The organism is Paracidovorax wautersii (assembly GCF_900113035.1).
Classification (GTDB): domain Bacteria; phylum Pseudomonadota; class Gammaproteobacteria; order Burkholderiales; family Burkholderiaceae_C; genus Paracidovorax; species Paracidovorax wautersii.
Genome location: NZ_FONX01000004.1, coordinates 180727 through 197809, shown reverse-complemented (window position 1 = coordinate 197809; position 17083 = coordinate 180727). Strand labels below are relative to the sequence as shown.

At 68.1% G+C, this 17083-nt stretch carries 13 protein-coding genes; 9 read left to right on the top strand and 4 right to left on the bottom strand.

Going from position 1 to position 17083, the window contains the following annotated elements; translation table 11 throughout:
• Positions 1-48 precede the first annotated feature (48 nt).
• The 6 genes from BM070_RS07865 to dinB all read left to right on the top strand — a co-directional run bounded on the left by BM070_RS07865 (position 49) and on the right by dinB (position 8891).
• Positions 49-3342 (top strand): sensor domain-containing protein, encoded by a 3294-nt coding sequence (locus tag BM070_RS07865; protein WP_092939110.1) that lies wholly within the window; start codon positions 49-51, stop codon positions 3340-3342.
• Positions 3343-3474: 132 nt separating this feature from the next.
• Complete coding sequence (locus BM070_RS07860) at positions 3475-4692, top strand: FAD-dependent monooxygenase (protein WP_092939109.1); 1218 nt, start codon at positions 3475-3477, stop codon at positions 4690-4692.
• 115 nt (positions 4693-4807) lie between these two features.
• Positions 4808-5752 (top strand): DMT family transporter, encoded by a 945-nt coding sequence (locus BM070_RS07855; protein WP_092939108.1) that lies wholly within the window; start codon positions 4808-4810, stop codon positions 5750-5752.
• A 149-nt stretch (positions 5753-5901) separates the two neighbouring features.
• Positions 5902-6852, top strand: a complete 951-nt coding sequence (locus tag BM070_RS07850; protein WP_092939107.1) for a DUF3034 family protein — start codon at positions 5902-5904, stop codon at positions 6850-6852.
• A gap of 65 nt (positions 6853-6917) precedes the next feature.
• Positions 6918-7475 carry a group I truncated hemoglobin gene (locus BM070_RS07845; RefSeq protein ID WP_092939106.1) on the top strand — a complete coding sequence of 186 codons (558 nt, stop codon included), beginning with the start codon at positions 6918-6920 and terminating at the stop codon, positions 7473-7475.
• 225 nt (positions 7476-7700) lie between these two features.
• A complete protein-coding gene (gene dinB, locus BM070_RS07840; protein ID WP_092939105.1) occupies positions 7701-8891 on the top strand; it encodes a DNA polymerase IV in 1191 nt (396 codons plus the stop codon).
• Positions 8892-8904: 13 nt separating this feature from the next.
• Here dinB and queF read toward each other — a convergent pair whose 3' ends face one another.
• From queF to hemA, 3 genes are all read right to left on the bottom strand, one after another.
• Positions 8905-9771 (bottom strand): NADPH-dependent 7-cyano-7-deazaguanine reductase QueF, encoded by an 867-nt coding sequence (gene queF / locus BM070_RS07835; RefSeq protein ID WP_092939104.1) that lies wholly within the window; start codon positions 9769-9771, stop codon positions 8905-8907.
• Between the two features lie 13 nt (positions 9772-9784).
• Positions 9785-10888, bottom strand: a complete 1104-nt coding sequence (prfA, locus tag BM070_RS07830; protein WP_092939103.1) for a peptide chain release factor 1 — start codon at positions 10886-10888, stop codon at positions 9785-9787.
• 145 nt (positions 10889-11033) lie between these two features.
• Positions 11034-12350 carry a glutamyl-tRNA reductase gene (gene hemA / locus BM070_RS07825; RefSeq protein ID WP_092939102.1) on the bottom strand — a complete coding sequence of 439 codons (1317 nt, stop codon included), beginning with the start codon at positions 12348-12350 and terminating at the stop codon, positions 11034-11036.
• A gap of 72 nt (positions 12351-12422) precedes the next feature.
• Between hemA and BM070_RS07820 the strand changes: the two genes are divergently transcribed.
• A complete protein-coding gene (locus BM070_RS07820; RefSeq protein ID WP_092939101.1) occupies positions 12423-12698 on the top strand; it encodes a hypothetical protein in 276 nt (91 codons plus the stop codon).
• 533 nt (positions 12699-13231) lie between these two features.
• Positions 13232-14365 carry a PIN domain-containing protein gene (locus BM070_RS07815; RefSeq protein WP_092939100.1) on the top strand — a complete coding sequence of 378 codons (1134 nt, stop codon included), beginning with the start codon at positions 13232-13234 and terminating at the stop codon, positions 14363-14365.
• On the opposite strand, the gene BM070_RS07810 is transcribed toward BM070_RS07815, so the two are convergent.
• Positions 14362-16707, bottom strand: coding sequence for an AAA family ATPase (locus BM070_RS07810; protein ID WP_175518456.1), 2346 nt, complete (start codon positions 16705-16707; stop codon positions 14362-14364). The two genes, BM070_RS07815 and BM070_RS07810, sit on opposite strands and share 4 nt — an antisense overlap.
• Before the next feature lie 119 nt (positions 16708-16826).
• Here BM070_RS07810 and BM070_RS07805 point away from each other — a divergent pair.
• Positions 16827-17083 (top strand): transposase (locus BM070_RS07805; RefSeq protein WP_217648936.1); only part of this gene is annotated, 257 nt, incomplete at its 3' end.

Below are 17083 nucleotides of genomic sequence, written 5' to 3'. Positions count from 1 at the left end.
TCTATACACTCGCCGCGATACGAATCCAGTGGCCTGCGCGGCCTGCCCATGAATCCCAATCCCGTAACAGCCCCGGCCCGCCCTCAGAAGCTGCCCGACGAGCCCGCTCTGACCGTGTTGCTGGTGCTGGGGGCGCTCGCGCTGCTGCTGGTGCCCGTTTCGCGCATGCTGGGCGCGGGCATGGTGGGGCCGTGGGGGCTGGCCTCGCTGTTCGGCTTGGTCGTCGTGCTGCTGGGCCTCGTCGGGCTCGCGCTCTCGGCCCATGCGCTCGACCCCGAACCGGACCGCCGGCTCCACTGCCTCGTGGGCGGGCTGACGGTGGCCTGCACCTGCGGCTTCATGCAGGCCGTGGTGCCCTTGCTGGAAAACGGAGGCGCCGCCGCCGTCCTGGCGCGCTCGCCCGCCGTGTCGTTCTTCAACAACTGCGCGCGGATGGCCGAGGGCCTGGCCTTCCTGCTGCTGGCGCTGGGCGTTCGCCTAGCAGGCTCGCCGCGGCTCTGGATGGCCGGCGCTGGCGGGGTGTCGATCGGGCTGGTCTGGATCGTGGCGAGCGGGCTGCCGGAAAGGCTGTCCGCCGCGCTGACGCTGCCCTGGGGCTCGATGGTTCTGGGGCTCGGCGTGGCCCTGCTGGCGCTGGCCGCGGTGCTGCTGTGGCGCCTCGGCCGACGGGAGCCCGCGCCGATCGGTTCGCTGCTGGCGGCCGCCGCGATGATCCTGGCGGCCTCCGCCGGGATGTCCCTGGCCGGGCGCCTGGGCCTCTCCACCGGCGAGATCGCGGCGCACATGCTGCGGATGCTGGCCTATGCGTTGGTCCTGCAGGTGCTCTTCATCTCCAGCATCCGCCGCCCCTATGCGCAGGCCCGCGAGGTCGAGGCGCGGCTGCGCGAAAGCGAGATGCGCCTGCAGCTGCTGGGCCGCAATCTCCCGGACAGCATCACCTACCAGATCGTGCGCGAGCACGATGGCCGGCGCCGCTTCGTCTATATGGGCGAGGCGCTGGAGCGGCTGATCGGCGTGCGGGTGGAGGATGCCGTGAACGACCCGACCGTGCTCTACGAGCGCATCCTGCCCGAGGACCGCGAGGACAACCTGCGCAAGGAAGAGGAGTCCTTCCGCCGCATGAGCGTGAGCGACAACGTGGTGCGCGTCCGGCGTACCGATGGCGAGGTGCGCTGGATCCGCATGAGCTCCTCGCCGCGCGATCTGCCCGACGGCCGCGTCATCTGGGACGGCGTGGCCACCGACGTGACCGAGCAGCGCGAGGCGGAGCTGATGGTCCAGCGGCGCGACCTGCAGCTGGGCAGCCTGCTGCGCAGCCTGCCGGGCGGCGTCGCGCGCATCGGCCCGGACCGGCGCGTGCTCTACGTCAATCCGCTGCAGGCGCAGTGGCTGCAGTCGGAACCCGGCGAGATGGAGGGCCGGCCGTTCTCCGACTTCATGGCACCCGACGTGATGAAGCGCCTGAGCCCGCATCTGGACCGGGCCTTCGCCGGGCACACCGCGGTGTTCGAGAGTCGCATCGACTACCCCGACGGGCCGCAGTTCCGCCACACCACGTTCGCGCCCGAGGTCGGCCCCGACGGCCGCGTGGTGGCGGTGGTGAGCTTCGCCTACGACCTGACCGCGCAGCGCCGCATGGCGCATGAGCTCGACCAGCAGCGCAGCCGGCTGGCCGGCCTGGTGAACGCTATCCCTGACATGGTGTTCCTCAAGGACGCCGAAGGCCGCTACCTCTCGGCCAATCCGGCGGTCGAGCGCTTCCTCGGGCGCTCCGCGCGCGAGATCATGGGCAAGACCGACGACGCCTTCTGGTCTCCCGCCGAAGCCCGGCGCATGCACGAGCAGGACCAGCGCGCCATGGGCGCCCCGACGCCGCTAGTCTTCGAAGAGGAGCTGACATTCGACGACGACGGTGCGCCCGGCTTCTTCGAAACCCTCAAGACCGCCATCCGCGACGCCCATGGCAACGTCACCGGCGTGCTGGGGGTGCGGCGCGACATCACCGACCGCAAGAAGGCCAAGCAGGAGATCGAGCGGCTGGCCTTCTACGACGCGCTCACCGGCCTGCCCAACCGCCGCCTGCTGCTGGACCGCCTGCAGCGCGCCTGCGCTGTGAGCCAGCGCAGCGAGCAACTGGGCGCCTTGTTCTTCATCGACCTGGACAACTTCAAGGACTTGAACGACACCCTGGGCCACGACATGGGCGACCGCCTGCTCGCCCAGGTCGCCCAGCGGCTGGTCGCATCGGTGCGTGCGACGGATACGGTCTCGCGCTTCGGCGGCGATGAATTCGTCGTGATGCTCGAAGACCTCGATGCCGTCGCCACCGTGGCCGCCGAGCAGGCCGAAAGCATCGCCGACAACCTGATGCAGCGGCTGAACGAGCCGTTCGAGCTGGGCGCGCAGCAGTACTACAGCACGCCCAGCATCGGCATCACCCTGTTCGGCGACCAGCGCCGCAGCGTGGACGAGCTGCTCAAGCGCGCCGATCTGGCCATGTACCAGGCCAAGGCCGCAGGCCGCAACACGCAGCGCTTCTTCGATCCGCACATGCAGGCGCTGGTCAATGCCCGCTCGCACCTGGAGGCCGAACTGCGCCAGGGCCTCGCGCGCGGCGAGTTGCGCGTGCACTACCAGCCGGTGATGGACGAGCGCACCCGCATCTGCGGCGCCGAGGCGCTGGTGCGCTGGCCCCATCCGCAGCGCGGCATGATCAGCCCGGCAGAATTCATTCCGCTGGCCGAGCAGACCGGCCTCATCCTGCCGCTGGGCCGCTTCGTGCTGCGCACCGCCTGCGAGCAGCTGGTGCGCTGGAGCCGCCGCCCCGACACGCGCCACCTGAGCGTGTCGGTGAACGTCAGCGCCCGGCAGTTCCGCCAGCCCGGCTTCGTCTCCGAAGTGCTCGACGTGCTGCGCGACACGGGCGCGGAGCCTCGGCACCTGAAGCTCGAGCTCACCGAAAGCATGCTGCTGGGCGACATCGAGGACACCATCGGCCGCATGACGCAGCTCAAGAACGAGGGCGTGGGCTTTTCGCTCGACGACTTCGGCACCGGCTACTCCTCGCTCAGCTACCTCAAGCGGCTGCCGCTCGACCAGGTCAAGATCGACCAGAGCTTCGTGCGCGACGTGCTCACCGACCCCAACGACGCGGCCATCGTCCGCACCATCCTCGCGCTGGCCGACAGCCTGGACCTGGACGTGGTGGCCGAGGGCGTCGAGACGACCGGGCAGCTGGCCTTCCTCAAGCTGCACGGCTGCAGCGGCTTCCAGGGCTACCTGTTCGGCCGCCCCGATACGCCGGAGGTGCTGGAGGCTTCCATGGCGCGCGCGCTGCCCTGAGATCGTGAACACGTTCTGAGGCCGCGAGGGCCGCTGGCCCGCAGCAGTGGGGCGCGTTGCCGTGCCCTCCATCACGCCCCGGCTTGACCCAGCCCAGGGTCTATCGCCGCGCCATGCCCGCACAATCGCCGGATGCAAAAACAGCGATTGGTGATTGCGGGCGGCGGCATCGGCGGTCTGGCGGCGGCCATCGGTGCCGCGCGCGCGGGCTGCGAGGTGCAGCTCTTCGAACGTGCGACGGTCCTGGCCGAAGTGGGGGCCGGCGTGCAGCTGGGCCCCAACGCCGTGCGCTGCCTGGACGCCTGGGGCCTGCATGCGGCCCTGCAGGCCGTGGCGGCCTTTCCCGAACGGCTGCAGGTGCGCAGCGCGCTTTCGGGCGCCGAACTGGCCGCGATGCCGCTGGGCGATGACATCGCCCGGCGCTACGGCGCCGCCTATGTGTCCATCCACCGGGCCGATCTGCATGGCCTGCTGCTGGACGCCGCGCAGGCCGCGGGCGAGGCCATTGCGATCCACCTGGGCGATGCGGTCGCGCTGCACGGCGACGACGGCAGCCAGGCCGTGGTGCGCCTGGCCAGCGGGCGGGTGGCGGCCGGCGATGCGCTGATCGGCGCCGACGGCCTGCGCAGCCCCACGCGCGCCCGGCTGCTGGGCCAGGAGCCCACGCGCACCTCCGGCCATCTGGCCTATCGCTCCGTGGTGCCGCAGTCCGCCTTGCCCGCGGCGCTGCGCACCGCGCAGGTCACCGCCTGGCTGGGGCCGCGGCTGCACGTGGTGCAGTACCCGGTGCGGCGGGGCGAGCTGATGAACGTGGTCGCCATCCGCCACGGCCACCCACCGGACGACCTGGACAGCTGGGACCATGCCGCCAACGCGGCCGAACTCGAAGCCGCCCTGGCCGGCACCTGCGCCGCACTGCAGGACCTGGTGCGCGCCGTGCCGCAGGCCGGCCCCGGCTGGCGCCTCTGGCCGCTGTCGGACCGCCCGCCCGTGCGCGGCCCGCGCGAGATGGCCCAAGGCCGCGTCGCGCTGCTGGGCGATGCGGCCCACCCCATGCGCCCCTATCTGGCGCAGGGCGCCGGCATGGCCATCGAAGACGCCGTGGCGCTGCAGGGTGCGCTGGCGATGGGGGGTGACGTGCCCATGGCCGAGCGGCTGCAGCACTATGCCGGCCAGCGCTGGCAGCGCGTGGCCCGCGTGCAGAGCCGCGCCGAGCGCAACGGCCGCATCTTCCACGCCACCGGCCCGGTGCGCTGGGCGCGCGACGCAACGCTGCGCCTGGGCGGCGAACGGGTGCTGGATCTGCCGTGGCTCTATGGGGCGGGCCCGGCTGCGGCGCCGGCCCGTTGATGGCTGGTTGATTGGGGGGGATGGCACCGGCCATCGCCATCGCCTGGGCCAGCCCTGCCCAGATCCGCGCGCGTTAGCCCCGGCGGGCGCGCGCGGCAGCGCTACGCTCCAGGGCATGTCGTCACTGTTCTTGTCCCTGTCCTGGATCTGGATTCCCATCACCGTCTGGGCTGCCTTCGCGCAGACGGTGCGCAATGCCGCGCAGCGCACGCTGACGGCCGAGATCGGCACGCTTCCTGCCACGCTGGTGCGCTTTCTCTACGGGCTGCCGCTGGCAGCGGCCTGGGTGCTGGGCACCTGCGTGCTGGGCGACCGGCCGGGGCTGGTGCCGGTGTTCAGCGCCAGCTATGCGGCCTGGCTGGCGCTGGGGGCGGTCATGCAGGTGGCGGCCACGGCCTTCGTGCTGCTGGCGATGCAGGAGCGCAACTTCATCCTGGCGGTGGCGTATTCCAAGACCGAATTGCTGCAGGTGGCGCTGGTGTCCGCCGTGCTGCTGGGCGAATGGCCCGGTCCGGTGGCGCTCGCCGCCATGGCGGCGGCCATGGTGGGCGTGATGCTGCTGTCGGTGCCGCGCGGCGGCCTGCGCCTGCTGTGGGCGGGTGGCAGCGCGGGGCAGGGGCGGCTGGTGGCCTACGGGCTGGCTTCGGGGGCGTGCTTTGCCACGGCCAGCGTGGGCTTTCGCGGTGCGTCGCTGGCGCTGGGCGAGGGCGTGGCGCCCTGGGTGGCCGGCGGCTGGGGCGTGCTCTGGGCGCAGCTGCTGCAGACGGTGCTTTTGGGCGGCTGGCTGCTGGTGCGCCAGCCCGGCGTGGTGCGGGCCCTGGGCCGGGCGTGGAAGCTGTCGATGGTGGCGGGCTCCATGGGCGCGCTGGCGTCGATCGCCTGGTTCACCGCCTATGCGCTGCAGCCGGTGGCCCAGGTGCGCACGCTGGGGCTGGTGGAGGTGCTCTTCAGCTACGCGGTGTCGCGCCGCGTGTTCCGCGAACGGCTGACGCGGCTGGAGACGGCGGGCCTGTCGCTGGTGTTCGCGGGTCTGGTGGGTATCTGCCTGTCGCTGGAGTAACCGGGCTGACAGAGGCGGTGCGTTTTCCGCCCGCCGAAAACGCGAGACATTGGGATTTCGCGTAAATTCAGGTAACCGCCTGCCGCCTGCGTGGGCGCCCGCACCGTGCGAGCTGCCGGTTTTATTTCCCACAGCACCCGACGCCCCACATGCCCGTCTTTTCTTCACTGCATTCCCGCTTTCCCGCATTGGCGCTGGGCGCCGCCCTGGCCCTGGTGCTGCCCGCCCATGCCGACACCGGCAAGCTGCTGCTGACCGGCGGCGTCAGCACCGTGAGCGGCCCGGCGGGCGGCGGCATCACGCCCTGGGCGGTGATCGGCACCAACGCCACCGAGGGCGAGGTGGGCGTATCGGCCTATGCGACCCGCGTGGGCACGCTGGACTACGACTTGAAGAGCTACGGCGTGGCCGTGGGCGTGCACGACCGGGTGGAGATCTCGGTGGCGCGGCAGGACTTCGACGCCAGCCCCGCCGTGGCGCTCAACGGCATCGCGCCCTTCGGCGTGGAGCCGAACGCGCACCTGAAGATGGACATCATCGGCGTCAAGGTCAAGCTGCTGGGCGATGCCATCCTGGACGCGCAGAACCTGATCCCGCAGATCGCCGTGGGCATCGAGCACAAGCGGCTCAATGCCGGCTCGCTGGGCAGCGTGCTGGACTTCCTGGGCACCGACCGCAGCGGCACCGACTTCTACCTGAGCGCCACCAAGCTGCTGCTCGACAAGAGCCTGCTCCTGAGCGGCACGCTGCGCTACACCCGCGCCAACCAGAACGGCCTGCTGGGCTTCGGCGCGGCCGCGCCGGGGCGCGATGGCTACCGGCTGCAGCCCGAGATCTCGGTGGCCTACCTGCTGCGCCGCGACCTGGCCATCGGCGCCGAATACCGCTTCAAGCCCGACAACCTGCGCGCGCTCGGCCAGGCGGCGGGGCTGGGCGACGCGCTGCGCGAGGACGACTGGAAGGACGTGTTCATCGCCTGGGCACCCAGCAAGAACCTCTCGCTCACGCTGGCCTATGTCGATCTGGGCCGCATCGTGCCCGGCATCACCCGCGACCGGCGCCAGACCGGCTGGTACATCTCGGCGCAAGGGGGCTTCTGATGAGCGCCGTGCAGCCCATGCCGCCGCTTGCCCCGTCTTCCCGTTCATCCCTGCAGCGATCCGCCATGCCCACGTTTTTCGCCTTTCTGCCCGCCACCCTGGTGTCCGCCGCGCTGCTGGCGGCGAGCGCCACCGCCGCTGCGCAGGCCGCGCCTGAGCCGGCTCCGGCCGCGAGTGCCGCTGCGGCCGACGCCCCCGCGCTGGTGCCCATCCCCGGCGGGCCCGAGGCGGCCGGCGTGCGCGGCCCCGCGCCCGAAGGGCTCTACCAGGCGCTGGGCGAAAAAGCCGGCATCGCCGCGCTGATGGGCGACATGGTGGACCGCGCGCTCAAGGACCCGCGCATCGGCCCCATGTTCGAGAACTCCTTCAAGCAGATGCGGCCCCAGGCGCTCAAGGACAGCCTCGCCGCGCAGATCTGCGTGCTGACCGGCGGGCCCTGCGAATACGAGGGCACGGACATGAAATACGCCCACGCCCAGCTCAAGATCGACAAGGCCCAGTTCAACGCCCTGGTCGAGGTGCTGCAGGACGCCATGGACGCCCGCGGCATCCCCTTCACCCAGCAGAACCGCCTGCTGGCGCTGCTGGCGCCCATGCACCGCGACATCATCACGGTGCGCTGATCGCATTGATCTCTTTTCGATAGCTGGGTGCGCAGCTTCTGCGCGCGCCAGCGGCTGGTTAGGCCCTGGCTTTCGTCAAGCTCCGCGCCGGCGCCGGCAGGCGCCCCGCACCGCCCGCACAATGGCGGGGTGAGCACCGCGCAACCCTCCGCCAACCCTGCTGCCGCGACTGAACCGGCTGCTGCCGTCGCCGCCGCTCCGGTGCGCCGTATCGCGCACCTGGACATGGACGCGTTCTATGCCTCGGTCGAGCTGCTGCGCTACCCGCAGCTCAAGGGCCTGCCGGTGGTGATCGGCGGTGGCGGGCGCGAGGCGCACGACGCGCTGCTGGCGCAGTTCGGCGGTGACCGCGCCGCGGTGCCGGTGGACGCCTTTCCGCGCCTGGGCGACTACGTGGGGCGGGGCGTCATCACCACGGCGACCTATCCGGCGCGGCAGTTCGGCGTGGGCTCGGCCATGGGCATGATGAAGGCGGCGCGGCTCTGCCCGCAGGCGCTGCTACTGCCGGTGGACTTCGCCGAATACCGGCGCTTCTCGCGCCGCTTCAAGGACATCATCCTGTCCATCGCCCCGCTGATGGAAGACCGCGGCGTCGATGAGGTGTACATCGATTTCACCCACGTGCCCGGCGGCCAGCGCCAGGGCGGGCGCACGCTGGCGCGGCTCATCCAGAAAAGCATCCTCGACGACACCGGCCTGACCTGCTCGATCGGCGTGGCGCCCAACAAGCTCATCGCCAAGATGGCGAGCGAATTCAACAAGCCCCACGGCATTTCCATCGTGCACGAGGGCGATCTGCAGAGCGTGATCTGGCCGCTGGCCTGCCGCAAGATCAACGGCGTGGGCCCCAAGGCCGACGCCAAGCTGCAGGCGCTGGGCATCGAAACCATCGGCCAGCTGGCGGCCGAGCCGCGCGAGCGGCTGGTGCAGCACTTCGGCCGATCGACCGGCGCCTGGCTGCACGAGGCCGCCTGGGGCCGCGACGACCGCCCGGTGGTGACCGAGAGCGAGCCCGTCTCCATGAGCCGCGAGACCACCTTCGACCGCGACCTGCACGCCGTGCGCGACCGTGCCGAGCTGGGCCGCATTTTCACCGACCTGTGCGTGCGCGTGGCCGAGGATCTGCGCCGCAAGGGCTACGCGGGCAAGACCATCGGCATCAAGCTGCGCTTCGACGACTTCAAGATCGCCACGCGCGACCAGACCATTGACGTCTACACGCAGGACCCCGCCGTCATCCGCCGCGCCGCGGGCCAGTGCCTCAAGCGCGTGCCGCTGGACCGGCGGCTGCGCCTGCTGGGCGTGCGGGTGGGCAATCTGCTGCCCGAAGACGCGGCGGTGGCGCAGCAGCAGCAGCAGGGCGCGGGCGGTGACTCACCGCCGGGCGGTGTCGGCACCAACGCCGTGCTGTTCTGATCAGGTCGCGCTGTTACTGCCTGGCGGTGCGCACGTTGGCCGGCAGCGCCTGCGGATGGCTGGTGCGCAGCGGGTTGATGTCCAGCCCGCCGCGGCGCGTGTAGCGCGCATACACGGCCAGCTTGATCGGGCGGCAGCGGGTCCACACGTCCATGAAGATGCGCTCCACGCACTGCTCGTGGAATTCGTTGTGGTTGCGGAAGCTCACCAGGTACTGCAGCAGCCCGGCCTGTTCGATCTGCGGGCCGCTGTAGCGGATCTGCACGCTGCCCCAGTCGGGCTGGCCGGTGACCAGGCAGTTGCTCTTGAGCAGGTGGCTCACCAGCGTTTCGGTGACGGGCGCTTCGCCGTGCGCGGCCGTCAGCAGCTCGGGCGCGGGCGTGTAGCGCGTGCATTCGATGTCCAGCCGGTCCAGCAGCAGGCCGTCCAGCTCGTGCACGGGCTCGCGGTCGAACAGCTCGGGCAGCAGCAGCTTCACGCCCACGGTGGCGGGGCTGGCGGCGCCGCGCCAGGCGGCTTCGCTCAGGTCGGCACGCAGGCGGGCCTGCACCTCGGCGGCATCGGCGAAGCGGCTGTTGTTGAAGCTGTTCAGGTACAGCTTGAACGACTTGCTCTCGATGATGTTGGGCGTCTCGCACGGAATGGTCACGTGCGCCAGCGCCACCTGCGGCTTGCCGCGCGCGTTCAGCCACGAGAGTTCGAAGGCCGTCCACAGATCGGCGCCGAAGAAGGGCATGGCAGCTGCGCCGTCCAGGCCGATCTCGGCGCGCTTGGGCGCGCGCGGGATGGGGAACAGCAGCGAGGGGTCGTACTGATCGACATAGGCCGAAGTCTTGCCCAGCTGCGATCGTTCGGGGGTGTTGTCGTTGTGTTGGCTCATGGCGTCGGTCCCTTCAGGTGCGTTCCAGCTCTTCCAGCAATTCGGCCTCGCGTGCATGGGCCAGCGCCTGCAGCACGTCGCCCAGGTCGCCTTCCATCACGGCCAGCAGCTTGTAGAGCGTGAGGTTGATGCGGTGGTCGGTCAGCCGCCCTTGCGGGAAGTTGTAGGTGCGGATGCGGTCGCTGCGGTCGCCCGAGCCGATCAGGCCCTTGCGCAGCGCGGCCTCCTTGGCAGCGCGCTCGCTGCGTTCCTTTTCCTGGATGCGCGCCTGCAGCACCTGCAGCGCCTTGGCCTTGTTGCTGTGCTGGCTGCGCCCGTCCTGGCATTCGGCCACGATGCCGGTGGGCAGGTGGACCACGCGCACGGCCGAGTCGGTCTTGTTGATGTGCTGGCCGCCCGCGCCGCTGGCGCGGAAGGTGTCGATGCGCAGGTCGGCCGGGTTCAGCGTGATGGCCTGGTGCTCGTCGGGCTCGGGCATCACGGCCACGGTGCAGGCGCTGGTGTGGATGCGGCCCTGCGTTTCGGTGGCGGGCACGCGCTGCACGCGGTGGCCGCCGGATTCGAAGCGCAGCGCGCCGTAGGCACCGGACCCGGAGGGGCCGTCACCAGCCCCGGCCTCCACGCGCAGCACCACTTCCTTGTAGCCGCCGATCTCGTTTTCGTTGGCGCTCATGATCTCGATCTTCCAGCCCTGGGTGGCGGCGTAGCGCGTGTACATGCGCGCCAGGTCGGCCGCGAACAGGGCCGATTCGTCGCCGCCCGTGCCGGCGCGGATTTCGAGGAAGGCATTGCGCGCGTCGTCGGGGTCCTTGGGCAGCAGCAGGCGCTGCAGCTCGTCTTCGAGCTGCACCAGCTCGGCCTCGGCGGTGGTGACTTCTTCCTGTGCCATCTCGGCCATGTCGGGGTCGGCCAGCATCTCGCGGGCGCCGGCCAGATCGGCCTCGCGCTGGCGGTAGCGGGCGTAGCGGCCGGCGATCTGCGTCACCTCGGCATGCTCGCGCGAGATGGTGCGGTACTGCGCCATGTCGCTCATGATGTCTTCGCGCGAGAGCAGGAAGTCGAGTTCTTCGAGGCGCTGGGCATAGCGCTCCAGCTGGCTTCTGAGGAAGGGTTTCATCGGACGTGGAAGGAAGAAGGGGTTTGCTACGTATTTCGTAGCGGGTAGCGCTTGTGCAGCAAGCGCCAGAGGCCGATTCGGCTTGAAAAATCCTGCAGCGCCGGCAGGCGCGTGCTGCGCTGCGGGCCGCGGCGAGAGAGCGCCGCTACAGGCTGCTCTTGGTCTGCGAGCGCAGGAAGAGGCGCGAGACGGTCTGCGCCGTCTGGGCGCGCGCTTCGGCATCGCCGGCGCGCAGCTCGGCCATGGTGCCGTGCAGCATCTTCTGCGTGAGGCCGCGCGAGAGCGCCTCCAGCACCGCGTCCAGGTCTTCGCCCTTGGCCAGCAGCTTCTTGGCGCGGGCGATCTCGGCGGCGCGCCACTCGTCGGCCTGGGCGTTGAGCTGCTGGATCAGCGGCACCACGGCGGCGCCGGAGGCCGCGCCCGCGGCGGGGCTGCGCAGGTCCATCCAGTGCATGAAGCTCTGCACGCCCGCGTCGATGATGGCCTCTGCCTGTGCCACGGCGGCCTGGCGGCTGGCCTGGGCGGTCTGCACCACGGTGGCCAGGTCGTCCACCGTGTAGAGGTAGATGTCCTGCAGCGCCTTCACCTCGGGCTCGATGTCGCGCGGCACGGCCAGATCGACCATGAACATGGGGCGGTGGCGGCGTTTCTTCAGCGCCCGCTCCACGGCACCCAGGCCGATGATGGGCAGGCTGCTGGCCGTGCAGCTGATGACGGCGTCGAATTCGTGCAGCCGCTCGGGCAGGTCGGCCAGGCGCATCACTTCGCCGCCGAAACGGGTGGCGAGCTTTTCGCCACGCTCCAGCGTGCGGTTGGCGATGGCGATGGCCTTGGGGTTGCGCGCCGCGAAGTGGGTGGCTGCCAGCTCGATCATCTCGCCCGCGCCCACGAAGAGCACGCGGATGTCCGAGAGGTCTTCGAACAGCTGGCTGGCCAGCCGCACGGCGGCTGCCGCCATGCTGATGCTGTGCGCGCCGATCTCGGTGCTGGTGCGCACTTCCTTCGCCACGGCGAAGCTGCGCTGGAACAACTGGTTGAGCGTGGTGCCCAGGGCGCCGGCGGTTTCAGCGGCGCGCACCGCGTCCTTCATCTGGCCGAGGATCTGCGCTTCGCCCAGCACCATCGAATCGAGCCCGCTCGCCACGCGGAAGGCATGGCGCGCGACCAGGCCGTCTTCGAGCGTGTAGGAGTGCGAGCGCAGCAGCGCGGGGCTCACGCCGCCGCTCTGGGCCAGCCAGCCCAGCGTGTGGTCCACGGCGGCCTGCTGGCCGGCGCAGTAGATCTCGGTGCGGTTGCAGGTGGAGATGATGGCCGTCTCGATCTGCGGATGCCGCTGCGAGCCGCCCAGCGACTGGCGCAGGCCCTGCAGCGTGGGCGCGATCTGATCGAGCGCGAACGCAAAACGACCGCGCAGATCGAGCGGCGCGGTCGTGTGGTTGATGCCCAGGGCCCAGACTGCCATAAGCCTGCATTATAAAATTTGTTGCATTCCAGGGCAGAGCGACCCGCGCAAGCCTTGATCTGCGTCATGTTTATGGACCCCTTGTCCGCCGCCAACCACCTCTTCAACCTGCTCCTGCCCGCCCTCGCCGTGGCGGTGCTGCTCGTGCTGGGCTGCAAGCTCTTCATGCGAAAACGCGCCGCAGCCCGCGGTGTGCTTGCGCAGGTAGCTATCAACTTCGTAGTGGGCTGCGCCCTCATCGTCGTCGGCCTGGTGTGGCTGGGGCGCGACGGCAAGATGCTCACCTACGCCGCCCTGGTGCTGGGCTGCGCCAGCACGCAGTGGGTGCTTTTGCGCGGCTGGCGGTAGGGTCTTTTCTGCCGCCTGCGGCGGCTTAGAACGTGTTCACGATCTCCCGGGGGGCGCGCAGCGGTGTGGGCGGGATGGGATGCAAGGCGCGGTGCGCAGTGGATAGCACGGCTATCCACAAGCGCCGCAACGCCGCAGACCGCCCGCCCACACCGCTGCCCTTCGGGTTGGAGCGAAATCGGGCGATTAGAGGCCCCGGCTGCTTGCATGGACATGAGTCCATGCGGCGCATCCGAGGCATCCACTCATCCCGATTGCGCTCCAACGCGATCCCCTGCGAGATCGTGAACACGTTCTTAAGCCTCCAGACCGGGGGCTCGCTATCTGGTGCATGCGGCTTGGCTACGAATGACCGGTCGTAGTTCAGACGAACAGGCGCTCTCGGCCCTGCGCGGTCAGTCGGAGGCGCTGATGGGATATATAAGGTAGCTGCCCCGTGCCGCCGTATGACGAGGTGGTCGCGCCAACCAGTGAGTACCGCCGGCAGACTAAAGGCATCCTCGGCTCTTGTCCCCTTTACATACCTGCGGCTGATGAACAAAGCAGAAATTGAGCGCTACATCCTCGAAGGGACGACATTGAAAGTCGCCATCTCGGTGGATACCTGCATCTACCAACAGCACGGTTTCCGCTTGGAGTCAGGGCAGCTTCGGCACTTAGAGCAGTTCAGCGGCACCCCCGGCGTCGTGGTGATGTCGGATGTTGTTCAGCACGAAGTGCTAGCCCATATGGTCACCGAGGCGGTTAAAGCGAAGAGCAAGCTGAAAGGTGCGCTCGAGGACGTCCGCGACCATTGGCCTGCTGCCGCCCGCGCGCCAACGCCGAGCGGCATTCTCGGCACCGAGACTGCTGAGGTCGTGACTGCAGTAAGGCTTGATGCCTTCCTGTCGCGCTGCGGTGGTGAAGTTGTCAATGCCAGCGGTCGCGTGGGCATCGCCGACCTCATGAAGCGCTACTTTCAGCCATCCTTGCCGTTCGAAAGTTCGGGCGATAAGAAGCACGAGTTCCCAGACGCAGTGGCGCTGATAGCCCTTGAGAGCTGGGCCGAGGAACACAACAAGCCTATCTTGCTCGTCAGCAACGACAGAGGCTGGCAGGCGTTCGCCGAAGCATCTAAGCACCTGTCCTGTGTTGCGGCACTGGATGAAGCATTGGCGCTCTTTCAGAAGCGAGACGCCACTCGAACCCGGCTGGTAGAGCATGTAACGGCCCTGTTGGAAGCCAAGGCGGAGTCTTGGGACGGGCTGCGTGAGCTTGCAAGTCTGCTCAACAGCACTATGTGGGTCGAGGATGCATCGGCTATGTTTGACTACGAAATCGACCTTCAAGTGGACGTCACGGAGGTCAAGTTCGTCAATGACGCTGTGCTGGGTTCGCTACGAGCAATCGACTACTCCAACGGCGCCCTGACCGTCATCGGAGAGTTCGAGGTAATCGCTTCCGTCGAGGCGACGTTTGACTTCGTCATGGATGGCGTCAACCTAGGCGGCTGTGTCGTTTCTGAGAACAAGATCGTGGACTTCGAAGCTCTCATCACCTTCGAGGAGCCCGGCGGAGATGAGCTGAACGCGATTGCCATAGAACTCGTGCGAAGAATGCACAAGCTCGACTTCGGCCACGTTCAGCCTGACTACTCCGACGAGGACCCGACGTTCGAGAAGTACTAGGCCCCGAGGCCTGCCAGCTTGCGCCGCGCCTCGGTCGCTTTCGCTCGGTCTTCCACCGTCTTGGCATAGGCGGCAAGCTCTTCGACGTCAGCGGCGAATTCGGCAGGCTCAGGTAGCGCCGGGGGTGCTTCTGCACCGCCTTCATGGGTGAACTTCGAGCAGCGCGTCATCCCGTTGTAGACGGCGCTGGCATCGGTGTCGTCCACCGACACTGACTTAAGCCGCGTCGTCTCCACAGAGACCCGATAGCGTCGGACCGTGCTCTGCAGAAGCACGTCCTCGACTAACTGCTCCCAGGTGTCGCGCAACCGACGATAGCCGTTGCGGACCAAGTCGTTGTAGCCCTCGACATTCCCATCCGTCTCCAAGAGTTTCTTGGCGTTTGTCGCCATTGCACGAAGGTCGCCGACACGGTTCTTGAGCTTCTTGCCTTCGAACGGCAAGTCGTCTGAAGACAAGCCCTTGCGCTTCGTCGTCGCCGCCAAGTGGCGGTGCGCGAACTTCACGCCCTGGTCCTCGGCAAAATCCGTGAGCGCCAGCGCGAAGGCGAGGTCATGCGTGAAGACGATGACCTGGCGCTTCTTTGCCTCGAGCACCAACCGCCTGGCAATTCGCTCACGTCGCATGTGGTCGAGAGACGAGACAGGGTCGTCGAAGATGATGCCCGAGCGTCCCGGTTCAATGCCAATCTCTGCGAGGAAGAGGGCCAGGGCCACGACGCGTTGCTCGCCCTCACTGAGGATGGAAGACAACTTGGCCTTCGCGAAACGAGGCATGGTTCCGAGCTTGAGCTGTTGCACCCGAGCGCCCTTTTGACCAGTCATCTCCAACGTGACGGGCTGGCCACGGATGCCTAACGCCTCCAGTTCCTTCACGAACGCAGTCCTCAGCTCTTCGGTGACGTGGGCGTCGTAGAGGTCGGTCGTCTTGCGCGTCACCGCGGTAGTTCCGCAGCTCTTGATGGCCTCACCAAATGCATGTTCACGCCTGTGCCATACGATGGCCTCGGAGACCTTTTGCAGCAATGGGCCGAGCCGCTCCCTGGCGTCCAAGTCAGCGAGGAGCTTGAGCTTGGCCGCGCGCTCCTCGGGGGTCATCGCTTTCTCGAGCGTGTTCGCCTCTGTGGCTCTCGCATTGACCCACGCCTCTATTGCGGCGAACGGTGCCTCCGGCAGCGCTTCAAGCGGCTCGAGCCTGCGCTCAGGCGCCATCGCCTCTACCCGGGTCTTGCGGGCCTGCAGCGCCTGCGCGAATGCTTTCAGCCCAGCCACGAGGTCCGGCTGCGCCTCAGCGAGTTCCTCTAGCAGCGCTGTGTCCGATGGGAAGGTTCCGAAGTTCAGCGTCTTGATGGCCAAATACAGCCGCCCAGCCGTTTCGCGCTGTTCTTTGAACTTCCGTTGGGCGTCGTTCTCAAGAAACTCGACGAAAGACTTCAACCGCGCAGCAGCCTCGTCACTCAGTGGCTGCTGACAGAGAACGCAGTGGGCACCGTCTTCCGGCCCTGGGAACGGACTGCCGGGGTACGCTGCTTTGGCTACAAAGTCCATCGCACTGCGCAGCAATACTTCCCAGGGCTCCGAGCCGGTTCCTGCGACTTTTGCTCCGTCAGCCTGCAATTTCTCGGCGGCCAACTTCGAGGCAGCTTCGGCGGCGATTAGAGCAACAAGGGCCTGCCTCAGCTGTTCGATGGCATCGTCCTGCAGAGGGGCCGTGCGTTCGATGAGCTCGCCTGTCAGAGTGGACATGCGCGTGATCAAGCGCCGGATACTGGCCGCCTGCTTGGCTGGGTCCTGGTCACTGAACAGCTTGCGCAGGGCCGCCAGCTCAAGCGCCTCTTGCTCAGAGAGCTTCGCCAATGCCTCAAACTCCTGGGGCTTGCTCTGCCGACTGAGCTTGGCAATCTCGCGGCCCACCACGTGTTCCCCAGCCAAGGTTGCCAGCTGATTGAGGTCAAAGCGGCCTGCCGCCCGCTCCAGCTCGAGTTGGTCTTGGATGGTCTTCATCGCCTCGGCCAGACCATGCATCACCTCAAGGCCGCCTGGGACGAACAGCACCTTGGCTTGGCTATCGACGAACACCCGCGCGCAATGCGCATCGAACACAGAGATTTGAGACAGCGCTGGCGGCGACGCCTTGTTCGCCGCCCAGCCGTCGGACTTTTCCGCGCCGCCTTCCAGCCAGTCGATAGTTGCGCTCGCTGTGGCATCCGCTTGGCCCTGCACGTACACGTTGGGAAGAATTTCCTCAACGTTCCGGGCCCGACATGCTTTCTTGAGAGCTCGCGTGTAGCCGGACTTTCCGACGCCGTTATATCCATAGACAACGGTGAGCCCATCCGCCACGAAGGTAAGGCTCTGCTGGGAGTCAATGGCATTGAGACTTTGGGGGGCCCTCAGAGCCTGTTTACGATCTTTTCAGAGCCGACAATTGCTTGGTGAAAAGAAAGCCCTACCCAAGCGACATGAGCAGAGAGAAGTTCGCCGAGATCGAGCCCTTGTTGCGCAGCGTTCGGCGCAGTACCAAGCCCATAGAGCTGGATCTCTACGAGGTGTTCTGCGCGGTGCTCTACCTACTGCGCACAGGCTGTCAGTGGAGGTTTCTCCCGCCGGAGTTTCCCAAGTGGCAGAACGTGTATGCGTACTGGCGCAAGTGGAGCGAGCCTGACCTGCACGGGATAAGCGTGCTGGAGCAGGCCCTCAAAAAATCAGGTTGGCGCGG

What these genes read in the sequence shown, in the direction of transcription:
- BM070_RS07860 (WP_092939109.1), top strand. Translation starts at nt 3,475, where the DNA reads ATGCAAAAACAGCGATTGGTGATTGCGGGCGGCGGCATCGGCGGTCTG.
- BM070_RS07850 (WP_092939107.1), top strand. Translation starts at nt 5,902, where the DNA reads ATGCCCGTCTTTTCTTCACTGCATTCCCGCTTTCCCGCATTGGCGCTG.
- BM070_RS07820 (WP_092939101.1), top strand. Translation starts at nt 12,423, where the DNA reads ATGGACCCCTTGTCCGCCGCCAACCACCTCTTCAACCTGCTCCTGCCC.
- BM070_RS07865 (WP_092939110.1), top strand. Translation starts at nt 49, where the DNA reads ATGAATCCCAATCCCGTAACAGCCCCGGCCCGCCCTCAGAAGCTGCCC.
- BM070_RS07855 (WP_092939108.1), top strand. Translation starts at nt 4,808, where the DNA reads ATGTCGTCACTGTTCTTGTCCCTGTCCTGGATCTGGATTCCCATCACC.
- hemA (WP_092939102.1), bottom strand. Translation starts at nt 12,350, where the DNA reads ATGGCAGTCTGGGCCCTGGGCATCAACCACACGACCGCGCCGCTCGAT.
- queF (WP_092939104.1), bottom strand. Translation starts at nt 9,771, where the DNA reads ATGAGCCAACACAACGACAACACCCCCGAACGATCGCAGCTGGGCAAG.
- BM070_RS07815 (WP_092939100.1), top strand. Translation starts at nt 13,232, where the DNA reads ATGAACAAAGCAGAAATTGAGCGCTACATCCTCGAAGGGACGACATTG.
- prfA (WP_092939103.1), bottom strand. Translation starts at nt 10,888, where the DNA reads ATGAAACCCTTCCTCAGAAGCCAGCTGGAGCGCTATGCCCAGCGCCTC.
- BM070_RS07845 (WP_092939106.1), top strand. Translation starts at nt 6,918, where the DNA reads ATGCCCACGTTTTTCGCCTTTCTGCCCGCCACCCTGGTGTCCGCCGCG.
- dinB (WP_092939105.1), top strand. Translation starts at nt 7,701, where the DNA reads ATGGACGCGTTCTATGCCTCGGTCGAGCTGCTGCGCTACCCGCAGCTC.